This is a genomic window from Nocardia sp. NPDC051756 (assembly GCF_040681495.1).
Lineage (GTDB): Bacteria > Actinomycetota > Actinomycetes > Mycobacteriales > Mycobacteriaceae > Nocardia.
Window position 1 is genome coordinate 858,493 of the sequence record NZ_JBFAYV010000004.1, and the last position, 16,722, is coordinate 875,214.

Sequence of the window (16,722 nt, forward strand, 5' to 3'; positions counted from 1 at the left end):
GGCCGCCGCGGCGGGTTGGATTTGTCGGGCCGGGATCATCTGGGCTACGCGGATGCGACTCGGTCCGCACCTATGGCGATGCCGACGATCGTGCAGGATTCGGTGCCGGTGTTGCGCCAGGCGTGCCGGGTTCCGTTCTGGATGACCACGTCGCCTGCTCGCAATACTCGCTGCTCACCGTCATCGAGTTCCAGCGTGACCTCACCCGAGGCGACCAGGACATAGTCGAGGCTGTCGGTGGTGTGCATCCCGGCGGTATCGGGCTCCTGAACGGCCATCGCTCCCGGCATCTGCCGCTCGAGTTCTAGCAGGGCTGAGTCCAGGTCGAGGTCCGGGGGCGGGATCATCTCGCCCGGCGGCATCGTGTTGATCATGAAACGAGATCCCTCTCGGGGCGGGTACCACGCCTCGGCGCCGCGCGGGGAACCGTCGTCGGGGAAGGTGGGTCGCTCGTCTCGGCCCCACAGCCGATACACGGCGAAGCCGGGCATCAACTCGGTGGTGATGGCCTCGACCTGCCGGTCGTCGACCACGCGGGACTTGCCCGCGGAATCGTGCCCGGTGACCACCCGTCGAATCTTCGGATGCTCCATCCGATTACTCCTTCAATACGCTTCCGTATGGATACGTCACCGTATCCATACGGAACCGTATCTCGCGGGCTGTGGGCGCGTCAATACGGTGGCGTATCCTGCTCTTCGTGGCGAACGAGTCGACCCGGTTGTCTGCCCGGGACTGGGCACTGGCCGCGCTGAAGGCGATCGCGGATGGCGGGCTGGCCGCAGTCGCGGTCGAACCGCTGGCGCGGACACTCGGCGTGACCAAAGGTAGTTTTTACGCCCACTACAGAAACCGGGACGAGCTGATCGAAGCGGCACTCGACGAGTGGGTGCGCGGCCACGGAGAAGGCGCGCTCACCGAATTCGCCGCGATCGCCGATCCGGCCCGGCGACTGCGCGAGTTGCTCGCCACCGTCGTCCAGTCCGTCCGCCCACTGGCGCCGTCGGTGCACCTGAGCCTGCTCGGCGACCGCAACGATCCCCGGGTCCGGGACGCGATTCGCCAGGTGAACCGGGCCCGGCTGGCGCTTCTGGCCGATACCTACGAGCAGCTCGGCCTGCCGCCGGACCGTGCGGCAGGACGAGCGCGGATCGCCTACGCGGCCATCCTCGGCCTGTTGCATCTGGCGCAAACCGAGGAGGAGTCCCCGAACTCGGCGGCGCTCTCCGACGAGGTGGCCGCGGTCTTCCTGCCGATCTGACCATTCGCCGACCCGGCTCTTGAACGGTTGCCGAGTGCGTCGGTTGGGCACGTTCTGATCGCTATTCGGGATGGGAGTCCGAATTCGCCTTGCGCAGGCGGAAATAGGTGAACGCTCCCAACGCCACCACCGCAACCGCCAAGGACGGCAGCAGATCTCCGGGCGCAATCCCGGCGGCGGCGAGGACGCAGTAAAGAACGACGGCCAGTGCTGTCGGCAGCGTCGCGGCGACGGCGATATGCCGTCGAGTTCGTTGATTCACGAAACTTCTCCTTCAGGGGCAGACACAGCGAATCAAGTGAGGCTGTCGCGTGCGCGGTCGAGGAATTCGGCCAGCTCGCGCCACTGGTCGGTCGACGCGGCGGGGTCTCCGGACAAAGCAGCCGGATCGTCTCGCCAGGCATCGCGCACGCCGGCCGAGATATCGGCATCGCCACCGGTAAAGGTCGCGCTCAATTCATCCATCCGGCGCACCAGCCGCTGAACTCGCCCATCTGCGGGGCCGACGCCGCTGCGGCGAAATCGGTCGGCTCTGCGGTACAGCTCCGGCCATTCGATCTCGAGCAGGTAGTGCCCGGCAGGCCCCAGTGCTGCCGCCCGCGCGCCGAGTTGGTGAACCTGCGCTGAGTCCAAATGCCGCCGCAGCACCTGTTCGCCATCCGGCCCTGCGCCACCGATCGCTTGCAGCGCGTCCAGCAACGTCGCGGGCGCCGGACCGTCCTCGGTGGTGAGCTCGTCACCGAGCCGTACCAGCCGCTGCCGCACCGCATCGAGCGCGGCGAGGGATGCTTCGACACCACGCAGATGGTCTCGCACGACCCGCGCCGGATCGACCCCGACCTCCAGGCAGGTAGCGATCGTCTGCAGGCTCAATCCCAGGCTGCGCAGCGCCAGCACCTGATACAGGCGAACGAGATCCGCTTCGGTGTACTCGCGGTGGCCGCCCGCCGTTCGCCGCGAGGGTCTGAGCAGGCCGATCTCGTCCCAGTGGTGCAACGTCCGCACAGTTACTCCGCTCGTCTCCGCGAGCAGACCCACCTTCCATCCTGCTGAGTCGGTCATTGCACCACCATGCATCCTCACGCCACGTGAGGTGCAAGTCCTGCCGGGCGGCGGCGATCCTGATAGTCAGAGAAAGCCGCGCTGTAGGAACAGCACGAATATTCAACGGTCGTCCAGCTAACCCCCAGGCGTCGCACAAAAGAGGTTTCAAATCTCCGGAATCCTCAGTGAGCTGCCTGATGTCGATGTAAGCCACGGTGGACACACTGCTGTGTATTCCCAGGATCGTTTGAAGGTGGCGCTTAACTGAAAGGTCTTGGGCGGCACCATTTCCAGTCTCGTCCTATGCTTCGCGCATCCGAAATGTAGCTTCGAGTCGCATCCAAGGGCAGACATGCGAATATTGGGCAAACGTTTGGTGTCACTCGATCCCAAGCGTCACCTGTGGGTTTTAGGTTTCGTCGCACCGGCGACCGCGTTGCTGCCCTCCCAATTGGTGTTGCGCACCGGTTCTCCGGTGTTTTGGTGGAGCGGTCCGATCATCGTGTTCGTCGTTATCCCCGTGTTGGATCGGGTGGTGGGGGAGGACGGCAACAACCTGCGCGACGAGGATTACGAGGAGCTGGCGAACGACCGGTACTACCGGTGGTGCACGTTCCTGTTCCTGCCGGTCCAGCTGATCGGCCTGGTCGTCGCGTGCGCCATGTGGTCCGGTCACGAGTTGAGCGTGGTGGACAAACTGGGCCTGGCGGTGACGGTGGGCTTCGTGAGCTTCATCGGTATCAACGCCGCCCATGAATTGGGGCATCGGGTCGAGAAACTGGAGCGGTGGCTGTCGAAAATCGCTCTGGCACAGTCGGGTTACGGCCATTTCACCGTCGAACACAATCGCGGACATCACGTTTGGGTGGCCACGCCCGGCGATCACTCGAGTGCGCGGTACGGCGAATCGCTCTGGGAGTTCCTGCCGCGCTATCTGGTGAGCGGATTCCGCGCCGCGATCGAGTTGGAGGGGGCGCGGTTACGCCGAAAGGGGCTGGGGTGGTGGAGTATTCACAACCAAATCCTGCAAACCTGGTCGATCACCGCGGTGCTGTTCGGCGGACTGCTCGCCGCATTCGGCTGGTCCATCTTGCCGTACCTGCTACTGCAGGCAGTGCTGGGCATGGGGCTACTCAAAACGATCGGCTACATCGAACACTACGGGCTGCTCCGCGAGCGGAAACCCAACGGAGCATGGGCTCGCTTCTCGCCCAAAGACAGCTGGGACTGCGATTGGCTGGTCACCAACGTCTTCATCTTCAACGTACAGCGCCACAGCGACCACCACATCAATACCGGACGCCGATATCAGACTCTGCGCAATTCCGAAGAGGCGCCACGACTTCCGGCCGGATACATCACGATGGTGTTGTGCGCGGCGATTCCGCCGCTCTGGCGGCGCGTGATGGATCCGCGGGTGCTCGCGCACTATGACGGTGATATCACCAAGGCCAACATCCAACCCGGAAAACGAGCCAAAATCCTTGCGGCCCATGGGTGCAGCGAACTGAAGGAGGCATCGTCGAACCCGGTGAATCAGCAGTTTCAGCCGACCTACATTCCGGTGGAGTCAGCCGCGCCGGCCGTTGACCGTGAAGTGATTCCGGCGGGGCGTTCGAGCAGTTTGCGCTGGCGGAACAGCGCATCGGCGCGGACCGGAGCGAGGTAGGTAGGTAGACGTAGTCATCGTGATCGGCGGATACCACGTCTGCGAAGGGGCTGCCGGAACTTCCTCGAGAGCAGAACCAACGACATGGTGCGGCGGCAGGGCACGTCGGATACATCGGGAAGGGACTGGCGATCGCCGCGGTCGGGCTGCTGGTGATTCTTGCCGCGAGCCGGGCACAGTCTCGACGCGACCGCATCGGTGCCCGAAGGTTTCCATCCGGCCGGCGCGACGTGCCTGGCGCAGGTTGTCTCCCGTGGGGAATGGTTGATCGATCGTCAGGGTTACTAGCCGATGAGATAAGTGCGCCCAGTACAAGACGGCTGTCGACGTCCAGCGGCGCACGCTGCCGATGATCAAGCTGGACAAGGGATACGACTTCGCAGGACCTAGTGGTACGTCCACGCTGTTGGATCTGTTCGACGGGCTGCGCAGGCTCTGACCATCGCGAGGGATGGACCGTCCCACTTGAACCGACCCAGGGCCTGGCGTGACTCGCCTGCAGAAGTCACCGAACACGCGGACGCCACTGCGACTACGTGCTGAATCGCCGGCCTGAGCAGCGTTCCCACGCCTGCGACAATGACGTCGATGCGTAGACCGCTGCCATATTTCCTCGCCGCCAGAGCGTTGAGCATCCTCGGCGACCGCGTCACCGACATCGTGCTGCCACTGGCTGTGCTCGCGGCCTCCGGGTCCGCGGTCACGGCAGGCGTTGCCGGTGCGGCGACCCAACTGCCACAGGTCTTGGCGGCGCTGCACGTCGGTGCCTTGGTGGATCGTCGCGAACGCAAGAGTTTGATGGTGACCGCCGACATCGTTCGCGCAGTCGTGTATGTCGCGATCGGCGCGGAGGTGCTGCTCGGCGGGGCCCGGTTGGTGCCGCTGGTGCTGCTCGCGCTGATCGCCGGCGTCGGCGACGCCGTGTTTCACACCGCTGCGAGCAGCTACCTGCCCAGCCTCGTCGGAGACCGGGATCTCATGCGCGCCAACGGTTTAGTAGAAGGCTCCGACGCCGCAGCGACGCTGACCGGCCCGGCTGTCGGCGGCTGGCTGCTGCAATCGTTAGGGCCGCTGGTGGCTTTCGTGGCCAACGCGGCGAGCTTCGTGATCTCGGCGCTGCTGCTGGCTCGTTTGCCGAAAAACACTCCAGCACCTGGAGAGTCCGGCAGCGACGAGTCGGTGCTGGCCGGGCTGCGGCTGGTGCGGCGAGACCGCGCACAGACTGTGCTGCTGGCGACCGCGTGCTACCTGAACCTCCTGGCCGCGGCGGCGTTCCTGCCGCTCTTGGTCCGTGCCGATGAAGAACTGCACCTGACACCACTCACGACGGGGCTCATCGTGTCGGCCTCGGGCATCGGCGGTCTCATCAGCAGCGTTGGCCTCGCCCGGTTCTGCGATACCGCCGAATGGCCGCTGCTGCTGGCAGTGGTGCTAGCGGTCAACGGCGCTGCGGTCGGCGTGCTCACGGTGTTCGACGCACCGCTGTGGCTCGCGGCGACAGTGTTGGTCGTCGACGGCGCCTCGGCACTGGGTTTCATCGTCGTCGCGACGATCCGCCAGCGCATCACCCCGGACGCCTTACGCGGGCGAGTGATCACCGCGAACATCGCCGCGACTGCCACGGTCCGCATGCTCGCCTTGGCCGTCGCCGGCGCGCTGATAGATCTTGCCGGTCCGCGGCCGGTGCTGCTCGGCCTGGCGGCTTTGGCCTTGCCGTTCGTTTTTCTGCTCGTCCTGTCCGGTTCCACGGGCAGCCCTGCCGAACCGGCATCGGTGCCGGACGTTCCAGAAGGCGGCGAAGGTGGGCCTCATTCTCCTTGTCCGTGAAGGCGACCGGAGCGGGCGTGGACCGCTCGTCCACGCTCGCTCCGATCATCACCTGCGATCGACTATTGGCGTTGCCAATTGGTGGTTGCCTGTTGTGCGGCGGCTTGGTTGCGATTGAGCTCGATCCTCGTCACATTGCCGCCGATATCGTAGGTCCGGTCTCCTTGGTCTCCGGCACTCCAGAGAAGGCGGTTGCTGTTGTCGTACATCCTGATGGAGTACTTGTCGCTGACGGACCAATTCAAAGCCCCCGCGTTCTTTGTCACCCAGACCCGGAGCTTGAAGTTGCCATGCGGCTTTTCGAACTTCAACGTGGTCGATGTCGTGATGGAGTCGCTACCCGAGCTTTTTTCGCTGTACGTGGTTGCGTTGGCGACCCCTAGAGTGGCAAACACCAACACGAACAGAAGTACAGTTGCTGTGAATATCGCACGGAGTGACAATTTCATAAAAGTTCCTTTCAAGAGGCGCTCCGACTCTGCATCGCTGCCGAAATCGGGTGATCGCAGAGGAATTCCGGCGCCTTGGAAAGTATTGCAGCCGATCGACCTCAGCACAGTCGGCTGATCGGATGACCTGGGGCGGGTGCGGCGGGGTCGCGCTGATGAACTCGGATTCATCGCCGCCGATCGGATCGAGCCTGTATTGCAGTACCGAATATGAGGCTGTCCCTACGTCGGGGTGGCTGAGTTCGGCCGGTGCGCGTTCCGCTCGATGTCGCGTCGGCGCACAGCGCGGAGGAATTCGTTGTCGGCGTCGGCGAGCCACGCCCCGTCGCCCTGGAAGGACAGTGTGGCGAAAACGACGAGGAACAGGTTCAGGAGCGAGTTTTTCGCCAGCCTGCCGAACGTCGGGAATCGGCCCTCATCCGGAGTGATCGCACGCAGGTCGAACAGTGCTTTCCCGACGGTGGTGTGAACCACGGCCTGGATGATTACTCGGTTGAGGAAAGACGCTGTGAGCCAGGCCAATACGGCAACGACGCCGAGCGCTGGTACACGTCCGTTGCCCGCGACGATCACCGCGGCCGCTGCTCCGACGTGCAAGGACAAGTCGACCACAAACGCGAGCGCTCGACGGAGTCTACGCGGCGATGGATAGCGCGGATCATTCTTGGCACCGTGCGGAATTGGCTTGGGAGCCGGCCCGGCGGCGGACCACCTTTGGCGAAAGGCGTCTTCGGGATCCTGGTGAAACTCATTGGGGGGCTTCAAGTTCGCTGCTGCCGGCATCGACTGGTTGGGGTTCTGGGGCGGGTGGGACGAGTTCGGCATCGAGTACATCCTTGACTGATCGGCGTATCGAGCGCCGCAAATCACGTCGTGTAGAGCTGAATGTGGACGTAGCGCGTTGTTGCGTCTCGTTCGTCGACAGTGACGGATCGGCTTACGTATTTTCCGCCTGGGCGCTGGATACGGTCCCCGGTCTCTAGGAGCGAGGGGGAGGTTTCCAACGGTGGTCCTGCGATGGTTCTCTCCGTGACCGAATAAGTCTTGGTCAGCGGCGTCGCGAAGTTGGAGGCCGTCAGTAGTTGTGTGAGCCCTTGTTGATCAGTGCGTAGCGCGAGTTGGTACCTCGTGTCCAGTCCACTGTCGGTGTGGGCAGCCAGGACGGTGACGCTGTCAGGGATGACGACCCCACCGAACTCGACAGCTGCCTCGGTGATTTCAGTAACCGATGTAGTCGAAGTTCCGGTTGACCGTGAGTCAGTGCCCCGTTGGTCGGTACCGCAGCCGGTGACACCTACCGTGATTGCTATTAGTCCGGCAACCAGGCTGACTAGTACTTCTGTCCGGACTCGATCAATGGGGTTCCTCATCGGGTCGGATCGCTCCTTTGGCCGTCTCGGCTATCGTTTGCTCCGGGCAGGTTGATACCCGCGGTTTTCGGAATCGTTCCCCCGTATCGTCGGACTCCGCTGGCGCCGTCCATGTCGTACTCGCGGGCCAAGCCTGCCGTGTGTAGCGCGCCCATCTGCTTGTCGGTTACGGTAACTCCCGCGATTTCGACGCTTTTCTTCCCGTCCCAGTTGTATCGGTCGTGCACCCATACTTTGTATTCCACGGTGACGCTCGGCTCCGCGCCATCGGCTGGTTTGTGTACGGTTGTCACACCCGTGACGCACATCTGGATGCCACCCATCGCGTAATACCAATCCTCGCTCAGCTCCGGGCCGATATAAAATCCCTGCCGCAGCCATGCCGCCTGAAATTGAACTGGGTTGTCGTAGTTATTGGTCGACACCGCTTCAGTGGCTATCCGCCGGATTTCACTCTCCGCTAGCTTGTTCGCGGCTCGATCTGCCTCGGGCACGTCCCGAAGCAGTTCGTCAACCTTGGGGTCGATGCCAGTGCCCTTATTTTCCAGGTAGTGATTCAGGTGTCGGGATGCGTGTGTCCAACCCTTCGCGTCCGCGGCGACAACGGCTGCGGCGGCAACCTTGGCGAAGAGGATGTCGTCGCCGCGACTGTAGATGGGTTGGGAACGCCAAGCAGCCTGCCCTGCGTCGTCAGGTGGGTGCGGAAGTGGGTCAGGAATCGGTGCCACGGTCTCTATTCATTCGTCGGTATCGAAGGCGGCCGGATCAGACACGCGAGTCAGTCGGAGCGGGGGTGTCTTGCCACCAGACGTTATCTCCATAGCCGTATCTTTTAGTGCCTTGGTCTGCTGTGATTTTGATGGGCAGCTCGAATTCGCTGGGGTTATAGGATGGTGCTGCTTGCCCAGGTTCATAGTTGAGGGTTCTTGAAATCCGTTCGATGACGGTTTTAATCGCATCTTGCCGGGCCGTGGCGCTCCGCTTCAGTGAGTCGACGGAGGAGAAGACTTGGGATCTCATCGAGCCCTGCATGTCGCTATCGCCTAAGAGTGCCCACACACCCAAAGGTAGAGTGAAGTTCAAGAAGTTCATGGACTGTGTGACCGCGCCGAGTAGGTCCATCGACTGGTTATAGACGAGTCGTTCTAGGAGCAGTCCGCCGTTTTCGACAATCTTGCCGACTATGTCGAGGTCCTCGCTGCGTTGGTTGATTGCATTGGCGAGGCCGGTAGCGGTAGTGCCAAATGTGGTCGAGGCCTCGCCGGACCAGCTGGTCCGCAGCCAGTTCGTCCCACCAGAGATGTCTTGTGCTGTGACGAAATCGTTGAGCCCGAGCACAGCGATCCGCTTGCCGATCTCTTGCACCCGTTCCCAATCTGCCACGAGCGGTGTCAGATAGTCGGCGGCCGGCCTGATTCCGATAGCTCGACCGAGGGGTTCGTCGTACGGGGTCAAGATGTCAATGCTCGCGGTGACGACCTGCCGGACCGTGCATGTGGCGTCCTCGATGTCTTGCAGGACCGGTAGCTGTAGTCCGCTGTACCGGGTGACACCAGTAGCCGTATCAGCCGGGGCGGCAGGTTGTCCGTCGATAGCGACCGTTGCCTGTGCGAGTGCGGTAGCACGCTGGTCATCACTGTTGTGGAATTGATTCGCAGCCGTACTCAAGTTGGTGGCGAGGGTGTCGAGTACGCCGACATCGCGCTGGTGTGCGCTGGTCAAGGTGCTTTGCAGCTTCTGGACCGCTGTCGCCAGCTCGGCCAACAGCCCGCTTGTCGCAGTCGGTAGCGCCACTCTCGGTAGCAGCCGGCCGGCATTGGACGTGAAGGTGGCACTGACGTCCTGACAATCAAGCTTGAAGCCTGCGAGCTTGGACGAATCGACCGTGAAATCGACCACTGAATCCCCCCTTCGAGTGTTCGCATTCGACGCTAGCATGCCCCATCTGCGTCGTGGCAGCAGTAAAGCGGGATCACGCCGAGCCGGAGATTGGGCCTGTCGAGGTCGCTGAACAAGTGCACGAGCTGCGCCGCCATCACCGCGCTGTCGCTGACGGTCCGGTGTAGCCCGGCCTCGCCGATCACGATGTGGAAGCGGTGCAGCGGCGCTCGAAAAGCCATGGGAATGAGATGGTCTCGCAGCGAAGACGGCGCCCTGCACGTCCGCCGGGAAGGGCGGCTACTGGCACCTGACGCATCGTGGTCGGACGAACACCTGGTCGCCGTTCGCGAAGACGGGTCACCTATTCGGCCGCAGTGGTATACCGACGAGTTCTCGCGCCAGGCCAAGGCGACGAGGTACGCCTTTCGGGTTTGGCGCACCGGGGGAGGAGCCTGGCCGCGGCTTCGAGGCTGGCGTACCCGGGAGGGTCGCGGCTTTGAGGTTGGCGTACCGGGGAGGGGGTCCGGGGGCGAAGCCCGCCGGGCGGGGTGCGGGGGTTGCACCCCCACAAAACTCGAGTGAAACGAGCCAGGCAAATGTGCTCCATGAGCACAGTCCACCTACGAGCGGATCTGTGGACCTGGCGGGACGTTATTCAAACCGTGCTGACCAGCGGGAACTCGAGACGGCTCGTGCCGAAGTCGAGGTGGATGGCGCGTCAGCGGTGCGGCGCCGACCCAAGCGAGCGTCGCGAGCTAAGTCGAAACGTCGAATCCCTCAGCGCCTCGAACGTCGGATATCGCAGTCTGCGGTCGACGAGCTGATCCAGGCATACCAGGACGGGGCGTCGACAGCACAACTCGCCGCACGCTATCGCGTATCCAAGACCGCCATCCTCGCTGCGCTGACCAAACGTGGCGTGCCGCGGCGCTATCAGCCTATGACCGAAGCCGACATCGATCGCGCTGAACAGTTCTACCTCGACGGTCACTCGCTAGTCGCGTGCAGCAATCTCACCGGCATCCCCGCCAGCAGCATCAACCGTGCCCTTCACAGACGCGGTACCCCGATGCGGCAAGCAGGTCGACCCCGGTCCGGCGACTCTCGGTCGAACCCGGACCGGAGCGGCGTGTCGACACGCCGAACGCGCGGACGAACTTAGACGCTCAGCAACCGCGTGGCAATCCGAGTTGACGTGGGCAAAACGGGCCTTGGTCGTCGCTACGAAGGTCTGTATTGCCGATGCGGTGGGCCTGTGCCGCCGCGGGTCGGCGCGAGGAGTCGGTGTGGCCTTGTGCAGCTGCGTGTGATGTCGAGGGTCGGGAGGTCGCGGCGGATCAGGGGGACGGCGGGTTGTGTTGTGCCCGTACGGTGTCGAAGCTGGCAAGAATGTGGTCTCGGATCGCTGACCAACTCGGGGCCAGAGTCGCGGTCGCGGGTGCTGACGACAGCAGTAGCGCGCCGTAGACCGTGGCGAGGTTCAGCCGCATCCAGTCCTGGGCGCCGGGGTGATCGACCAGATCGCCGAGGATGGTCCGGGCAACGAGAAGGACTGCGGTTTCGGCATATTCGGTGAGATGCTCGACGGTGGCCGCGAGGTCGGGGTCGGTGCGCGACGCGGTGTGGATGTCCAGGCTCGCCCGGATCGTCGGTGTCTGAGCGATGGTGAACGCGACATCGAGCAGAGCGGCCAAGCGTTCTCGTTCGTCGCCGTCGAACATCGGAAACTGCTCGATCGCGGAGCGGGCCGTCTCGTCGGTCATGTGCCGGATGGCGGCATCCAGCAGTGCGGCGCGCGTGGGGTAATAGTGCTGCACCGCACCCTGACTCAGGCCGGCACGCTCGGCGACACCGCGGACTGTCGTTGCCGCGGGACCCTCCTCGATCAAGCTCGCGACGGCAGTGTCGATGATCGCGGCCCGCGTACTTTCCCGCTGCTCGGCCCTGCTGCGTTGGGCTCTTTTCGTCGTCGGGGCCACGCGCTCACCATACTGGAGCGTCAGATTCGCAAGTTGCCGACTTGCAAAGTCGGCGACTTGTGAAATACGCTCGGCGGACCAACCGACCCGATGAGGTGATCGAGATGTCCGAATCTCGCAGGCGCGTAGCTATTTTCGGGGGTGGGACGGCTGGGATGACGGCCGCTCACGAACTCGCCGAACGCGGTTTCGATGTCGATCTCTATGAGCGTCACCAGATGCTGGGTGGCAAGGCCCGCAGTTTCGGATACCCGGGTACCGGTACCGACGGCCGCCCGGACCTTCCTGGCAGCACGGGTGGCCACTTCTTTATGGGCGATATGCCCAATCTCGGTGACACGCTGCACCGGATTCCGATCTCGGGCGGCGGGACTGTCCTGGACCGGCTGAGCACCGCGCCGATCGCGGGCCGTCTAGCGTGGGGGGCCGCGGCACCGTATGTGACGGCGCCGACTTTGACGACCACTCGCCGGTGGCGGTATCCCGTCGCGGTGCTGCGGATGGGCCGGGAGTTGCTCGATCTGCGTCTGGTCCTCACCAAGACGGACCTCACGGTGCTGGGCCGGAAGTTCGCCGCCCTGATCACCAGCGGCGAGCAGCGGCAATGGGGACAACTCGAACACCAGACCATCGAGGACTACTTCGGGGTCGACCGGCTGTCGGCGGAAGCCCGGAAGCTGGCACAGCTGCCCTGTTACGCCTGGCTCGCGAACGACGCCGGAGCCAGCGCGCGCTCGGTGGCGCAGACCTTCGCCGTCGCCGCATCGGGAGTGTTCGGTCGGCGCAAAGACGGTCTGCCACATATCGCTTCGATGCTCGACGGTCCGGAAACCACCGTCTGGTTCGACGCGTGGGCACGGCATCTGAACGGCCTGGGTGTGCGTATTCATCTCGGCCACACCGTCACCGGATTCTCGCTCCGCGACGGCGTCATCGCCACCGCGACCGCACAGGACGGATCCGGATCACCGATGACCGTCGACGCCGACTGGTACGTGCTGGCCGTCCCCTCCGACAAAGCGGCCACCCTCATCGACGAGGACTTACTCGGCGCCGACCCCGCACTCGCCGCGATCGCGGACACACCGCTGTTGCACGGGCTGAATCTGCAGATCTACCTACGGCACCGGGTCACCGAGCTCGGCGTGCTGTTCATGAGCTTCGACTCGCCCTGGGAAATGGGCAACGAGGTGCTCTCGAACCACTGGACGTTGAATCTGTCCGACTACGGCGACGGCACGGTCCGCGAATGCGTCTCGGTCCAGCTCAGCGACGCGACCTGGTGGTCGCGGCCCGGAATGCTCTACGGCAAACCCGCCAAGGACTGCACTGGCGAGGAAATTATCGCCGAGGTGCTCGCTCAGATGCGCTATTACCTGCCCGGAGGCGAACAGATCTTCGCCGCTTCGGCAATCCACTCGATCCGCCTGGGCCCCGCCACACCGGTCCGTGCCGACGGCGGCCTCACCATCGATGAACCGCTGGTCTCGGCCTCACCCTCTGCCTCGAACCTGCGCCCATCGGCCCGCACGCAGATCGGCAACTTCTTCCTGGCCGGTGCTTACACCCGCAACTTCGCCGCCGGAGATCAGCTGGCCGGCGCCAACGAATCGGGTCGCCGCGCGGCCGCAGAGGTGCTGGCGGCCTCGGGGATTCACGCACCCCCGGTCGAGATCGAGACATGGACACCACCGGCCTGGCTGCGAGCGCTGTGGAACGACGACGACCGCCGATACAAGCGCGGGCTACCCAACCGATTCGACGTCGTCCCCACCCGGCCTGGCCGATCGACATCGGCGCCAGCCAGGTGACACACGACGAGTGGGCGCGCCCTGTCGTCTGGGTTACCGGTGCGGGCAACGGAATCGGTCGCGCAGTAGCACTGGCCTTCGCCGACCACGGCGACATGGTCGTAGTCACCGACATCAATGAACCCGCGGTGAAAACAACCCTCGCCTTGATCGATCAGGCCGACGGCCGCGCGGCAAGATACTGCCACGACGTCGCCGACCTCGAGAGCTGGCGGAGCCTGACCGCCAGGATCAACGCCGAGTGCGGCGTCCCGGACACCCTGCTCAATTGTGCTGAAATACCTTCCGCCAGTGCACCACTCACATCCTCGGCGAATCACCGACGCGGCACGGTCGAAGAATTCGACGGCGTGCTCGGCGGCAGTCGCATCGTGGGCGAGATCATGGCCGAACACTATGGAACCGGTCGCATACTCAACGTCGCCGCAACCAGCGCATGGCTACCTGATCAGCACACCACAACGCGAGACGCCGCAACAAGCACGGTGCTCACCCTCACCGAGCTGATGCGAATCGAACTGTCCGCCCATGGGATACAGGTTTCAGCGGTATGCCCTGACCGCGTCCACCCCGCGCTACCCGGTCGCGGGTCACGTTTCGGGTGCGCCGAAGAGGTCGAGTGTCGAGGAGTGCGCAAGGGCCAGCAAGGTGGGTAGGCCGGTGGGGCCGCGGGTTTGCGGGAGGTGCCGGACACGGTCGTCGATGCCACCGATGAGGAAGTCGAGGACGTCGTCGGCTCGACGCATCCGCTCAGCGACGACGCTTGGACCTGGGCTCGCTGTTCGGCGAGTTCGCGGCCGACGACGAGGGTTTTGACGTGCTGCGCTCGAGCGGTGGCGGGGCGGTCGAAAAGTGCGGCCAAATACCAGTCGAGGGAGTCGCGCATGAGGTTGCGAGGCGCCGTGGTGGGGTGGGCGGCGATCTGCTCGGACGCTGCACGGTGGATCCCGCTCGCGCTGGGACGTAACGACGGTATCGCGGGCGAGTTTGTGTCGGCCCGGAGGCAGTCGTGGGCCGCACCTTTTCGGGGTCATCACAACGCAACGTATCCGACCCTGCAATCGCAATTCATGCTTGTGACCGAGCTTTGTTGCGCACGTCTGTGATCGGCGCTACAGTCCTTTCGATCGTTTAGGTACGTCAGTGTTTACCCTTGCGTCACGCAATGGGATTGCCAGGTTCGATCCTAAAAGACCTGCATGTTTGCGCATGACGGGTGTGTTTGCTGGAGCCGTATTCCAGCGGAAGTGGAGTACGCGACGATGCGGTCCGGCACACACGCAGGCGTAATAAAGTCTCGTCGAGTCGTCGACGCGAGATCTTCACGTCGACGCGTCGCTCAGGTCGGCTCGACAGCGGCTCTGGTTGGTTTGCTGGTGACCTCGGTACTGTCGGGCTCCTCTTCAGGTTCGCCCGCGCTACCGATCACCGACTTCGCGCTGCCCGACGACGTGATGGCGGCCAGCGCCGCACCCGGACACGAATGGACGCCCGAACCTGCGTCGTTCAGTGTCGGCAAAACCCTCGATGTGCCGGTCAGCATGAGCGACGGCACCGTATTGCGTGCAGATGTGTACTTCCCGACCGATGCCGACGGTAACCAGGCTCGCGGCGATTTCCCGGTGGTGTTGATGCAAACGCCCTACGGGAAGTCCAACCTGGGGTTGGTCAACAGCCTGTCCGGACAAGCCGGGTTATCGACCGACACTGGCGTCGCGACACCGCTGGGTAACTCGAGCAACCTGGCATTGGGCACGGTCGGACCCAACGATTACCTGGTACAACGCGGATACATCAGCGTCGTCGCCGATGTACGCGGCACCGGCCATTCCCAGGGCACCTTCGGCATGTTCGAACCGATCCAGGCCACCGACGGTGTGGCCCTGGTGAATTGGGCAGCGACACTGCCCGGCGCCAACGGCAAGGTCGGCCTCTACGGCGCCTCGGCAATGGGCATCATGCAATTGATCACCGCCGGTGCGGCCCCCAAAGGAAGCCCGCTCAAAGCGATCTTCCCCGTCGTCCCGGCGTTGGATCTGTACAAAGACACCGTCACGATGGGCGGGCTGCTCGACCTCGAATTCGATGCGATATTCCTCGGTGCCACCGGGGCATTGAACCTGGAAGGGCCGGTGCTGAGCGCGTTACTCGATCCGAGCAACCTCGCCGCCGACCGCGATATCCTGCTGCAACACCTCGCCTCGGTCCAGGGATTCAACATCGATTTCCTGCGCCGAGCTCTGGCCAGTGACCCGGAGCTGTTGTTCAACGACGGCTACTGGCAAGGCCGCGGCCCACGAAAGACGTTGTCCAACATCGTCGCCAGCGAGATCCCCGCCTACATCGTCGGCAGTCAATACGACCTGTTCCAACGCGGCCAGCCCCTGCTGTACTCCGGGTTACAGAATGCCTACGTCGGGCGACCCGTCGACGCACCCATGGAATCCGGGCAACAGGTGACCGGTCGCTACCAGCTACTCATGGGACCGTACGCGCACGCCGGGACGGCCAGCTTGCAAGACTTCGACCCGCTGATGCTGCGCTGGTTCGATACCTGGCTCAAGGATAAAGACACCGGGATGGCCGAGACCCGAACACCTTTGCACTACAGCGATCTCGGCACCGGGACCTACCATCAGCACGCAGTCTACCCGTTCCCCGAAGCCACCCCGACGCGGTATTACTTCAACGGGGGAGCGCTCACCACGACTTCGGCCGAACCAGCCTCGGACACCCTGCACTGGACGCCGACCAGCAACCCGTGCGCGTCGTCCACCGATCAATGGAGCGGCGGCATCCCCAGCTGGATGACCGGATACCTCGCCTCGAAGGTTCCCTGCGTCAACACCGAACTCCCCACCCCAGCCGGACCGAATCACCTCGTTTACACCACCGCACCGCTACCCCGAGCACAAACACTTGCCGGTCCCATCACCGCGACCGTGTACGCCAAAGCAACCACCACCCAGACCGCATGGGTCGCCCGCGTCGACGACATCGCCCCCGACGGCACCGTCACCGCGCTGACCCAAGGCGCCCTGCTCGGTTCCCTCCGCGCGATCGATCCCGAAACCACCTGGACCAGTAACGAAGGCCAAATCTTCAAAGCCGGACATACCTACAGCCGCAACACTGCCGCACCCGTCGTCCCCGGCGAAAGCACCCGCTACGACATCGACATCTACCCGACCTACACCACAATCGCCCCCGGACACAGCATCCGCGTAACCCTCACCACCGCCGACACACCCCACCTGCTGCCGCCCCTCGGCGACGTCCCGAAAATGCAAGGCGGCATCTACACCGTCGAAACCGGCGGCACCACAGGCTCGTCCATCCAACTGCCCCTCACCCCAGCGCAATAGACCAGATAGTGGGCGCAGCGCAGACGGCACTACAGACAACACCAGGCCGAAGTCCGACCACTACCG

Annotated in this window: 15 protein-coding genes and 1 pseudogene; 7 read left to right on the plus strand and 9 right to left on the minus strand. The window is 63.9% G+C overall.

Features of this window, described 5'->3' with window-relative positions; translation table 11 throughout:
• Positions 1-44: 44 nt before the first annotated feature.
• A complete protein-coding gene (locus tag AB0M22_RS20790; protein ID WP_364728959.1) occupies positions 45-593 on the minus strand; it encodes a cupin domain-containing protein in 549 nt (182 codons plus the stop codon).
• A 107-nt stretch (positions 594-700) separates the two neighbouring features.
• Between AB0M22_RS20790 and AB0M22_RS20795 the strand changes: the two genes are divergently transcribed.
• The gene (locus tag AB0M22_RS20795; protein ID WP_364728962.1) at positions 701-1,261 is read left to right on the plus strand and encodes a TetR/AcrR family transcriptional regulator; all 561 of its coding nucleotides are present in this window, start codon (positions 701-703) and stop codon (positions 1,259-1,261) included.
• Between the two features lie 61 nt (positions 1,262-1,322).
• Here the strand turns inward: AB0M22_RS20795 and AB0M22_RS20800 are convergent, their stop codons facing one another.
• Both AB0M22_RS20800 and AB0M22_RS20805 read right to left on the minus strand, forming a co-directional pair.
• Complete coding sequence (locus tag AB0M22_RS20800) at positions 1,323-1,523, minus strand: hypothetical protein (protein ID WP_364728965.1); 201 nt, start codon at positions 1,521-1,523, stop codon at positions 1,323-1,325.
• A 32-nt stretch (positions 1,524-1,555) separates the two neighbouring features.
• Complete coding sequence (locus AB0M22_RS20805) at positions 1,556-2,323, minus strand: MerR family transcriptional regulator (RefSeq protein ID WP_364728968.1); 768 nt, start codon at positions 2,321-2,323, stop codon at positions 1,556-1,558.
• Positions 2,324-2,657: 334 nt separating this feature from the next.
• Here AB0M22_RS20805 and AB0M22_RS20810 point away from each other — a divergent pair, with 334 nt between their 5' ends.
• From AB0M22_RS20810 to AB0M22_RS20820, 3 genes and pseudogenes are all read left to right on the plus strand, one after another.
• Positions 2,658-3,974: an alkane 1-monooxygenase gene (locus tag AB0M22_RS20810; RefSeq protein ID WP_364729855.1), complete on the plus strand. Its 1,317-nt coding sequence runs from the start codon at positions 2,658-2,660 to the stop codon at positions 3,972-3,974.
• A 325-nt stretch (positions 3,975-4,299) separates the two neighbouring features.
• Positions 4,300-4,413 (plus strand): annotated as a pseudogene (locus AB0M22_RS20815) (DUF899 family protein); the annotation flags it as partial.
• 149 nt (positions 4,414-4,562) lie between these two features.
• Positions 4,563-5,801, plus strand: a complete 1,239-nt coding sequence (locus AB0M22_RS20820; RefSeq protein WP_364728971.1) for an MFS transporter — start codon at positions 4,563-4,565, stop codon at positions 5,799-5,801.
• Positions 5,802-5,863: 62 nt separating this feature from the next.
• On the opposite strand, the gene AB0M22_RS20825 is transcribed toward AB0M22_RS20820, so the two are convergent.
• From AB0M22_RS20825 to AB0M22_RS20850, 6 genes are all read right to left on the minus strand, one after another.
• Positions 5,864-6,250, minus strand: coding sequence for a hypothetical protein (locus AB0M22_RS20825; RefSeq protein ID WP_364728974.1), 387 nt, complete (start codon positions 6,248-6,250; stop codon positions 5,864-5,866).
• A 222-nt stretch (positions 6,251-6,472) separates the two neighbouring features.
• Positions 6,473-7,075, minus strand: coding sequence for an RDD family protein (locus AB0M22_RS20830; protein ID WP_364728977.1), 603 nt, complete (start codon positions 7,073-7,075; stop codon positions 6,473-6,475).
• A 541-nt stretch (positions 7,076-7,616) separates the two neighbouring features.
• On the minus strand, positions 7,617-8,348 hold the full coding sequence (locus AB0M22_RS20835; RefSeq protein ID WP_364728980.1) for a hypothetical protein: 732 nt from the start codon (positions 8,346-8,348) through the stop codon (positions 7,617-7,619).
• A gap of 37 nt (positions 8,349-8,385) precedes the next feature.
• The gene (locus tag AB0M22_RS20840) at positions 8,386-9,519 is read right to left on the minus strand and encodes a hypothetical protein (protein ID WP_364728983.1); all 1,134 of its coding nucleotides are present in this window, start codon (positions 9,517-9,519) and stop codon (positions 8,386-8,388) included.
• A 32-nt stretch (positions 9,520-9,551) separates the two neighbouring features.
• A complete protein-coding gene (locus tag AB0M22_RS20845) occupies positions 9,552-9,740 on the minus strand; it encodes a Scr1 family TA system antitoxin-like transcriptional regulator (protein WP_364728986.1) in 189 nt (62 codons plus the stop codon).
• A 1,098-nt stretch (positions 9,741-10,838) separates the two neighbouring features.
• A complete protein-coding gene (locus AB0M22_RS20850; RefSeq protein WP_364728989.1) occupies positions 10,839-11,480 on the minus strand; it encodes a TetR family transcriptional regulator in 642 nt (213 codons plus the stop codon).
• Between the two features lie 104 nt (positions 11,481-11,584).
• On the opposite strand from AB0M22_RS20850, the gene AB0M22_RS20855 reads away from it, so the two are divergent.
• The 3 genes from AB0M22_RS20855 (at position 11,585) to AB0M22_RS20865 (ending at position 16,656) form a co-directional block, all read left to right on the plus strand.
• Positions 11,585-13,291 carry an FAD-dependent oxidoreductase gene (locus AB0M22_RS20855; protein ID WP_364728992.1) on the plus strand — a complete coding sequence of 569 codons (1,707 nt, stop codon included), beginning with the start codon at positions 11,585-11,587 and terminating at the stop codon, positions 13,289-13,291.
• Entirely contained in the window at positions 13,288-13,947 is a 660-nt protein-coding gene (locus AB0M22_RS20860) for an SDR family NAD(P)-dependent oxidoreductase (protein WP_364728995.1), read from the plus strand. Before AB0M22_RS20855 ends, AB0M22_RS20860 begins: the two co-directional genes overlap by 4 nt.
• 543 nt (positions 13,948-14,490) lie before the next feature.
• The gene (locus tag AB0M22_RS20865) at positions 14,491-16,656 is read left to right on the plus strand and encodes a CocE/NonD family hydrolase (RefSeq protein ID WP_364728998.1); all 2,166 of its coding nucleotides are present in this window, start codon (positions 14,491-14,493) and stop codon (positions 16,654-16,656) included.
• Positions 16,657-16,722: the final 66 nt, after the last annotated feature.

What these genes read in the sequence shown, in the direction of transcription:
- AB0M22_RS20790 (WP_364728959.1), bottom strand. Translation starts at nt 593, where the DNA reads ATGGAGCATCCGAAGATTCGACGGGTGGTCACCGGGCACGATTCCGCG.
- AB0M22_RS20845 (WP_364728986.1), bottom strand. Translation starts at nt 9,740, where the DNA reads ATGGCTTTTCGAGCGCCGCTGCACCGCTTCCACATCGTGATCGGCGAG.
- AB0M22_RS20825 (WP_364728974.1), bottom strand. Translation starts at nt 6,250, where the DNA reads ATGAAATTGTCACTCCGTGCGATATTCACAGCAACTGTACTTCTGTTC.
- AB0M22_RS20820 (WP_364728971.1), top strand. Translation starts at nt 4,563, where the DNA reads ATGCGTAGACCGCTGCCATATTTCCTCGCCGCCAGAGCGTTGAGCATC.
- AB0M22_RS20830 (WP_364728977.1), bottom strand. Translation starts at nt 7,075, where the DNA reads ATGCCGAACTCGTCCCACCCGCCCCAGAACCCCAACCAGTCGATGCCG.
- AB0M22_RS20855 (WP_364728992.1), top strand. Translation starts at nt 11,585, where the DNA reads ATGTCCGAATCTCGCAGGCGCGTAGCTATTTTCGGGGGTGGGACGGCT.
- AB0M22_RS20805 (WP_364728968.1), bottom strand. Translation starts at nt 2,323, where the DNA reads ATGACCGACTCAGCAGGATGGAAGGTGGGTCTGCTCGCGGAGACGAGC.
- AB0M22_RS20810 (WP_364729855.1), top strand. Translation starts at nt 2,658, where the DNA reads ATGCGAATATTGGGCAAACGTTTGGTGTCACTCGATCCCAAGCGTCAC.
- AB0M22_RS20865 (WP_364728998.1), top strand. Translation starts at nt 14,491, where the DNA reads ATGTTTGCGCATGACGGGTGTGTTTGCTGGAGCCGTATTCCAGCGGAA.